Source organism: Protofrankia sp. CiT1 (genome assembly GCF_917627335.1).
Taxonomy (GTDB): Bacteria; Actinomycetota; Actinomycetes; order Frankiales; family Frankiaceae; genus Protofrankia.
Genome location: NZ_CAKJTP010000088.1, coordinates 3,141 through 7,665, shown reverse-complemented (window position 1 = coordinate 7,665; position 4,525 = coordinate 3,141). Strand labels below are relative to the sequence as shown.

Annotated in this window: 6 protein-coding genes and 1 pseudogene; 5 read left to right on the top strand and 2 right to left on the bottom strand. The window is 69.2% G+C overall.

Going from position 1 to position 4,525, the window contains the following annotated elements; genetic code table 11:
- Positions 1-1,100, bottom strand: a pseudogene (locus MJ785_RS14505) (hypothetical protein); the annotation flags it as partial.
- Complete coding sequence (locus tag MJ785_RS14500) at positions 1,097-1,384, bottom strand: hypothetical protein (RefSeq protein ID WP_239381325.1); 288 nt, start codon at positions 1,382-1,384, stop codon at positions 1,097-1,099. The pseudogene MJ785_RS14505 and the gene MJ785_RS14500, both read right to left, overlap by 4 nt.
- On the opposite strand from MJ785_RS14500, the gene MJ785_RS14495 reads away from it, so the two are divergent.
- From MJ785_RS14495 to MJ785_RS14475, 5 genes are all read left to right on the top strand, one after another.
- On the top strand, positions 1,371-1,619 hold the full coding sequence (locus tag MJ785_RS14495) for a helix-turn-helix domain-containing protein (RefSeq protein WP_239310330.1): 249 nt from the start codon (positions 1,371-1,373) through the stop codon (positions 1,617-1,619). The two genes, MJ785_RS14500 and MJ785_RS14495, sit on opposite strands and share 14 nt — an antisense overlap.
- 4 nt (positions 1,620-1,623) lie before the next feature.
- Entirely contained in the window at positions 1,624-1,887 is a 264-nt protein-coding gene (locus MJ785_RS14490; RefSeq protein WP_239346993.1) for a hypothetical protein, read from the top strand.
- Between the two features lie 1,158 nt (positions 1,888-3,045).
- Positions 3,046-3,303 (top strand): hypothetical protein, encoded by a 258-nt coding sequence (locus MJ785_RS14485; protein ID WP_239346994.1) that lies wholly within the window; start codon positions 3,046-3,048, stop codon positions 3,301-3,303.
- A 191-nt stretch (positions 3,304-3,494) separates the two neighbouring features.
- Complete coding sequence (locus MJ785_RS14480; RefSeq protein WP_239310327.1) at positions 3,495-3,701, top strand: MazF family transcriptional regulator; 207 nt, start codon at positions 3,495-3,497, stop codon at positions 3,699-3,701.
- Positions 3,698-4,405 carry a Fic family protein gene (locus MJ785_RS14475; RefSeq protein WP_239381323.1) on the top strand — a complete coding sequence of 236 codons (708 nt, stop codon included), beginning with the start codon at positions 3,698-3,700 and terminating at the stop codon, positions 4,403-4,405. The genes MJ785_RS14480 and MJ785_RS14475 overlap by 4 nt, the downstream gene beginning before the upstream one ends.
- Positions 4,406-4,525: the final 120 nt, after the last annotated feature.

The following is a 4,525-nucleotide window of genomic DNA, read 5'->3' as shown; positions in this document are numbered from 1 at the left end:
TCGGTACCGAGGGCGATCCAACCAGCCTCCCGCAGGTCCACCTGGATGAGGCGCCAGCCACGCCAGGCCAGCGGGAGCGTGCTTGTCACGAGGGTCCGGACCGGCGCGTCGGAGCGCAGCTCAGCGCCTGCCGGGCAGAGCAGCCAGACGGCGTCGGCGGGCAGCGCCCCGTCCACGAGTGCCCCGTTCTCGTCGAAGGCCAGCAACGTGGCGCCCTCGGCGGTGATCTCCTCCGGCAGCGCCGCGCGGGCCTGTCCCGAGACGCCGTCCGTCAGGAGAACCCCGCCGCCGAACGGGTCAAGACGCGCCTGGCTCACCCCGTCGGAGAGGCCGTCCGCGGAACCGGCGTGCTCCTCCGGCGCGGTCACGTGGGCGAGCACGGCCACCTCGACAGCGGGCGCGCCAGGCAGCCCCAGCACCCCGAGCGCCGCGAGGAAGGCGTCACCCCACTCACGGGCGGACCGCGCACGTGACCGCAGCCCCGCGGCCCGGTGCCAGGCCGGCCAGAACGCCGTCGTGCCGGCCCCGGACGCGGCGCGGGCGATCCCGACGACGACGCAGGCGGGCCACCTCCGCGCCACCCCGCCTGCCCCCAGCACCCGGGACTGCGCTCCCAGCGCCGTAGCCACCGCCTGCGCGAGCCCAGGCTCTGCCTCAAGCCGTCCGGCGAGGGCACCGGCCCGGAGCTCTCGCCGCCAGCCGGACTCGAGTAGATCGAGCAGCCTGTCACCGGCGATGGTGCCGCTGATGGCTCTACCTCCACTGGGCAGGATGGCCTCCGAGGAACGCTTGCGCCGCTTGTCCCGCGAGGACTGACACGAGACTGCGTCCTCGAGGGTCTCCGGCGCAGGCCTGACGCCCACGATGGTGACACGCTGGCCGTTCGTGGGCGCGCTGACCACCGTGCGACGCGAGGAGACACGTTCCTGTCGGACGTGCATGCGGTTGAGGCCCAAGCGTCGACGCATCTCGGCGAGCCGATGTGCGCGGTTCTCCGCCACGAGCCGTCCCGCCCCTGCCTCGACCTCGCGGCGGTTGTGTTCGTCGGGGAAGAACTCGGCGAGGAAGCCGTCTCTATCGTATCCGTGGGCGGTGCTCACGCGTCACGTTCCTTGAGGTCGAGGGCGTAGCGGGCTTCGGCGAGCGGAATCTCTCTTTCGTACCAGGCTGACCACTGGCCGGCCTTGTCGCCGGCAACAAGCAGGACCGCACGGCGCTCGTCGTGATGGCGGATGCGGCCAAGCGCGAGACCGTCGGGCCGACTGCCGGCGTTGCTGGTCCCGCCCAGACCAAGCCGGTTCGAGCCGGCCAGCGGGTACAGCCGGCGGCTGAGTTGTTGGCCTGGGCCCGTGAGGAGGACGGGGGTAGTCGTGGCCTCCCGCACCGCCGAGGTGGCTCCCACCGAGGCGGCGGTGCTGCTGGGGATGTCACGTCCCCAGGTCCGCAAGCTCATGGACCGCGGCCTGCTGGAGTACCGCAAGGTCGGCACGCACCACCGCGTGCGTGTCTCGTCGATCCGGGCGTTCCTGGAGACCGAGCGCCCGCGGCGGCGCGAGGCACTCGCAGACCTGGCAGCCGTGCAGAACGACCTCGGCCAATATCCATCAGACAGGCCCTAACCGAATGAGCGCCACCACCGACGAGACCGACCTGATCCGGATCGTTCTCGCCGACGCGAACGTGCTCTACTCCCGTGTCCTGCGCGACTACCTGCTGTATGCCGCCGACCAGGAGATCATCGCTATCACCTGGAGTGCCGCGATCCTTACCCGTGCGGAAACGGTACAAGACGGGGCGAAGCTTCCGCGGGTGCGCGTTGATCACTTGTGGCAATTCAGGGCCTGGACTTGGACCGTTCGGACGGCGGCGGTGGCGGCGCGACAGTGATCCCAGCTGCGGCCAGAATGCTGAGGTCAAGAGCCCAGGTCGTGGTGGACCGTTGGGTCCAGAGTTCGAAGGCGGCATCCACGTGCTCGTGCGCCTGCGCCTCGGTGAGCCCGGTGACCTGACATAGGTGATCCAGCGCCTCGCTGTCCCGGCCGCGCAGCATTGCGAGGCCGAAGTGGGTCGCGGTGTGGCAGTCGGTACACAGACATACCAGCCGGCGCAGGCGCTGGACGCAGGCGCGATTGTCGTAGGCCCAGCGTTCGTGGACCTCCAGCCAACGGCCGGTGTCCCGGTCTGGGCCGCGGCCGCATGCCTCCTTGTGCTCAGGCCGCCGTCGCGCCGAGGAGGGGCAGCCAGCCAGTAGGTCCGCGCCAGCACGCGCGGATCTCGGGCGAGACTCGCCCGGCCGCTTGGCCGATCATCAGGAACTGCTACAGGACGGCGCTCTGGATCAGGTCGCTCGCCAGGGTTCGCACGGTGGCAAAGTGGTCGGCCATATGTACCAGCATCCGAATCTATTGATCTTGGTTGCTGGCCCTGAAATCACTGTCCGGCCGGTCGCTACCGGGGCTCTGACCAGGGGCAATGCCCAGTGACCGCGCCGACATCCACATCATCTGCCGAATCGAACAGGCGTTCTGGAGGCTTGGCGGTTCCGGACGCTTTGGCCCGTCTCGTGGCCGTGATCATCGCCGACGGCGCTCACGCTGCCGCCCCCGACAAACCGAATATCCCATCCGCGGTCAGGACTCGAACCTCCCTGTAGGCGACCAGCCGTACACGGGCACCATCGCATCACCGCGTCCGGCGCTGCCACCAGCGTGGCCTGCCGGGACGGGCCACACGGACTCGATCATGGAAAATCGTATGCTCGTCCGCGGAGGTGGCGTCGCCGATGACCGCGAACCTCAACCCAACGCGAGACCACCGCCAGCGGCACCGTCAAATGACGCTGCGGGCAGGGTCGGCATGGTGAGCCACGCCTGACAGCACGTCTGCTCGCACGCCGTGCAACTCGGTCGTGCCGACTCCCGTGTCTCGTCACCGCCAGCGCACCCCAACGCCAGGCTACGCCCGGGCCACCGGCATCCGTGGACATGGCGAAGACCGGGCAGGCGGCGTACTGTTGTGTACACGCAGATACACAAGGAGGGTCGCATGGTCACGACGAAGGTGGGGATCCGTGAGTTCCGCGCCGGACTCGCGGACTACATCGCAGCCGACCACCCGATCGCGGTAACGCGACATGGCCGGACGGTGGGGTTCTTCATCCCGACAAGGACCGACCTCACGGCTGAGATCGCCGCGCTGAGGTCTGCGGCGGCGCGACTCGACGAAATGCTGGCGCTCGACGAGACCGAGATCGATGAACTTGTCAAGGACTACAAGGAAGCCCGGCGCGGAGAGAGCCGGTAGCCGAGGAGCTGGCCGCCTCGATGGGGACGGTGCCGTGGAGGTCGACGATCCCGCCGAGAGCGGCAAGATCGTTCGCCCATGCGCGCCTTCGTCCAGTCGCTGGGCTCGTGCGTGCGCAGGCAGGGCGGCGTCGACGCGCCGGGCGGCGGACGCCACCACAGCGGGTTCGTACTGCGACGTACCCTGTTCGTATGCGAAAGAAAGTCGTCACGATCGGGAATTCGGCGGGCATCACGATCAGCCCAGCCGAACTGCGTGCTCTGGGCGTCGGCCCCGGAGATACGGTCGAGGTGACCATCCATGCCGGGGTGCTTGAGGCCCGCGCCGTGAGCCGGTACGAGGACACCCCCCTGCCCGACCTGATCGCCCTGATCAATGCGGCGCGGACCCGGCTGTGACCTGGACCCGACAGGAGTTCCTCGCCGAGGTCGCCCGCGCCGGCGTCCTATCGCCGGACTACGCCGAGGACGTGCTGGTGCGCTTGGCGCACCACTCCGCGGCGCTTGAGGGCAACACCCTCACCCTGGCCGACACAATCACCCTGCTGGTCGACGAACGGGTGCCCGTGGCCGGCACGCCGGTGCGCGAGTTGTACGAGGTCGCCAACCACTACGAGGCGCTCGCCCGCATCCTGCAGGCTGTCGCCGACGACGAACCCCTGACCACCGACCTGGTCCGGGACCTGCACACGGCGCTGATGGACCACCTGGCCCACGACCGCGGCCAGTACAAGACCTCCAGCAACATCGTCACCGGTGCCTCTTGGCAGCCCGCACCACCCGCACGCGTCCCAGAACTCATGCTCCAGTGGGCCGACCAGGCTGAGCGGCAAACTGCCAACCTCGACAACGAGGCCCTGCTGGAGGCGATAGCCGGCGGACACGTCGCCTTCGAACGCATCCACCCATTCTCCGACGGCAACGGCCGCACCGGCCGCGCGATCATCGCCTACCAAACCATCCGCAGGTTCGGGTTTCCCGCCATACTCCAGGTCACCCAGCGACCCGGGTACATCACCATGCTCGACACCCAGGACACGCCCGCCCTGACCCGCCTCCTCGCGGTCTCACTCGCCGACGAGGCAAACCGCGCCGCAGCGTAGTCACTCTGGTCTCCTGCCCATAACGCCAGCGAGGCGGGGCCGCCCGGGAACGTCGCTACGATCGGTGGTCATGGGCGATGACGACTTCCTTGGACGGGTGTCGCGGCTGCGCGGCGAAGG

Coding starts and splice junctions, on each gene's coding strand:
- MJ785_RS14485 (WP_239346994.1), top strand. CDS start 3,046: ATGGTCACGACGAAGGTGGGGATCCGTGAGTTCCGCGCCGGACTCGCG.
- MJ785_RS14490 (WP_239346993.1), top strand. CDS start 1,624: ATGAGCGCCACCACCGACGAGACCGACCTGATCCGGATCGTTCTCGCC.
- MJ785_RS14480 (WP_239310327.1), top strand. CDS start 3,495: ATGCGAAAGAAAGTCGTCACGATCGGGAATTCGGCGGGCATCACGATC.